Annotated in this window: 3 protein-coding genes and 1 pseudogene; all 4 read right to left on the reverse strand. The window is 67.4% G+C overall.

The genetic code is table 11. The annotated features are described in order from the left end of the window. A pseudogene (locus DBR34_RS22140) lies at nucleotides 1-229 on the reverse strand (PilZ domain-containing protein); the annotation flags it as partial. Beyond that, entirely contained in the window at nucleotides 226-534 is a 309-nt protein-coding gene (locus DBR34_RS04980) for a hypothetical protein (RefSeq protein ID WP_128095945.1), read from the reverse strand. The pseudogene DBR34_RS22140 and the gene DBR34_RS04980, both read right to left, overlap by 4 nt. After that, nucleotides 534-950, reverse strand: a complete 417-nt coding sequence (fliS, locus tag DBR34_RS04985) for a flagellar export chaperone FliS (RefSeq protein ID WP_038688455.1) — start codon at nucleotides 948-950, stop codon at nucleotides 534-536. The genes DBR34_RS04980 and fliS overlap by 1 nt, the downstream gene beginning before the upstream one ends. A 133-nt stretch (nucleotides 951-1,083) precedes the next feature. Next, on the reverse strand, nucleotides 1,084-2,466 hold the full coding sequence (fliD, locus tag DBR34_RS04990; RefSeq protein ID WP_128095946.1) for a flagellar filament capping protein FliD: 1,383 nt from the start codon (nucleotides 2,464-2,466) through the stop codon (nucleotides 1,084-1,086). Nucleotides 2,467-2,650: the final 184 nt, after the last annotated feature.

Genomic DNA, 2,650 nt, shown 5'->3' on the forward strand with positions numbered 1-2,650 from the left:
CCAGCCGCTGCATCTGCGCGCTGGATTCGCCGCGGTCGTCGTGGCCGTCGTCGCTGCGTGCATCTTCTACCAGCGCCACGCTGCGCAGCAGGGTTTCGGCACTGCCGGGGCGGATCACCGCACTGCCCAGGCGGAACTCGGCCGGCAGCGCCACCTCGCAGCTCAACGTTTCATCGAACAGCTCGCTTTCGGCCGGATGATGGATCGCCGCGGGGCGCGCGTCGTTCATGCCAGCGACTCCGCAGTGAGGTAGGCGTGCGCCGCGCGGTTGGCGTTGGCGCCGTGGCGCAGGTGGCGGCCGGCTTCGTCGCGCTGGCTCATCATCATCACCATGATGCGCTGCTGGCGGCCTTCCAGGGCACTCAGGCCGGCCACATCGTCAAGCGCACCCGGCTGGGCCAGGAACCGACCCTGGTTGACGTGCAGCGTGTCCAGGCAGTCGCTGGCGCGCTCGTGGTCGTCGGCCAGCAGCGCGGTTTCCAGCGTGTCCAGCTCGGCGTTGAGGTCGGCCAGGGTGAGCAGGGGGGGCGCCATTACAGCGCGGCCTGTGCGGGCACGCGCTGGTCGCGCGGGATCGCGTTCCAGGCGGCGTCGATTTCGCCCAGCAGCTCCAGCGATTCGCGCAGGGCTTCGGGGTCGTTGTGCAGGTTGGCTTCGGTCAGCCGCTGCATCACATAGTCATACAGCGCCGACAGGTTGCCGGCGATCTCGCCGCCGGCCTCGTGGTCGAGCGAGCCGTTGAGGTGGCCCACGATCGCGCAGACTTCGCCGATCGCCTTGCCTTTGCGGGCCTGGTCGCCGCCTTCCAGGCAGGCCTGGGCCAGGCGGACGCGTTCCAGCGCGCCGGCCAGGAGCAGGGCGACCAGCTTGTGCGGATCGGCGTCGGTGATCGCGCTCTGCACGCCGACCTGCCGGTACTGCTCGGTGAATTGACGGTTCGAACCGTACATCAATCATGTCTCCTTCGTGCGGGGCCGCGTGCCTCGCGAGGTCTGCGGCACCGGGGGTGGAGCCTGCGTTGGTACTGCGTCGGTACCTGTATCGGCAGCGTGCGCGGTTAACTTGAGCACGCTGCCGTATGGATCAACCGGCCAGCTGGCTGAGCTGCGCGCTCAGCGAGGAGGTGGTCTGGCTGAGCTTGCCCATCAACGTATCCAGGGCCAGGAACTGCTTCTTGTAGCGCTCTTCCACGCCGGCCATGCGCACGTCCAGGGCCTTGCGGCGCTTGTCGATGTCGGTGAGGGTGGCATTGATGCTCTTGGTGCGCGAGACGAAGGCGCCTTCCTTGCCCACGGTGGTGCTGGTGTAGCCATCCACCATGTTGAACAGCTTGGCGGCCGCGCCGTCATCGCCGGTCAGGGCCTGGCGCACCGCGCCGGCCTGGTTGACCAGGGCCGCTTCGAACTTGGTGGCATCCAGCACCAGGCTGCCATCGGCATTGGGGTAGGCGCGGGTCTGCAGGCCCAGCGTCTTGGGGTCCAGGCCGGCTGCGGCCAGGTCCTTGAGCACGCCGCCCATCATCGCGCGCAGCTGGCTGGACGCGCCGCGCATCTGCGCATCGCCGGTCAGCGACGACGGCTCCTTGTTCTCGATGTCGTACTTGGTGGCCGTGTTGATGGCGCTGATGGCGCCGTTGTAGGCGGTCACGAAGTCCTGCATGACCTTGCGCGCGGCGGCCACGTCGGTGCTGACCGTCACCGTGCTCTTGCCGGTCTTCTTCAGGTTCAGGGTCAGGCCCGGCACCACGTCGGTGACGGTGTTCTCGCTGGCCACCACTTCCACACCATCGATGGTCAGCTTGGCATCGGCCGCCGGGGTGCGCTCGGACATGCTGGCCGCCAGGGCGGTAAGGTCGGCATTGCCGGCGCCTGCGCTGAGCTTGATGGCGTTGGCGGTGCCGGCCTTTTCCTGCGAGATCGACAGGAACTGGTTGTCGCCCGAGGCGATCAGGGTGGACTGCACGCCCAGGCTGCGGCCGGCCTTCTCGATCTTGGTGCGGATCGAGGAGAGGGTGTCATCGGCCTCGACCTGGATTTCCAGCGTCTTTTTCTTGTCGCCCACGCCGACGTCCAGCGTCAGGGTTCCGGCGCCGAAGGTCTTGGTCTTGGGCACGGAGGTGTCGGCGATCCACTTGTTGGCCGTGGCCAGCTGGGTAACGTCGATCTCGTGGCTGCCGGTGGCCGCGGCGTTGGTGCTCGTGACCGTCAGGATGTCGTCGGTGCCGCTCTTGGTCGCACTGACCAGGCGGGCATCGAACGCGGTGGAGGCCTTGAGCGCCTTGAGCGAGGTGGTCAGCAGGTCGAACGCGGACTTGACCGTGCCGACCGCCGACAGCTGCATCTTGGCCTTGGACTGCTGCAGGTTGAGCGCGTTGTCCGCCGGCTTGCGGTCGGCCGCGACCAGGCTGGCCACCATGCCGGAAATATCCAGTCCCGAACCGATGCCACCATAACCAAAGTCAGCCACGTTGTTTCTCCTGTCTGTGAGCCGCCGCGGGGGTGCCGCGTGGCCGTGCCGTCAACGAATGTAGCGGCCGTAGCCGCCGGGTCTTTAGAACCACGTTGATGCAGGAGTTGTGCCACTGGGTTGGCGCGGAAGAATGGCACGCGCTTTGCAGGGGTATCCGGGCGGGACGCAGCATGGGTCCGGC

The sequence above is a fragment of the Stenotrophomonas sp. HMWF003 genome (assembly GCF_003061285.1).
Lineage (GTDB): Bacteria > Pseudomonadota > Gammaproteobacteria > Xanthomonadales > Xanthomonadaceae > Stenotrophomonas > Stenotrophomonas maltophilia_AP.

Excerpts from the sequence above, each read along its gene's own strand:
- DBR34_RS04980 (WP_128095945.1), bottom strand. The coding sequence starts at position 534 with ATGGCGCCCCCCCTGCTCACCCTGGCCGACCTCAACGCCGAGCTGGAC.
- fliS (WP_038688455.1), bottom strand. The coding sequence starts at position 950 with ATGTACGGTTCGAACCGTCAATTCACCGAGCAGTACCGGCAGGTCGGC.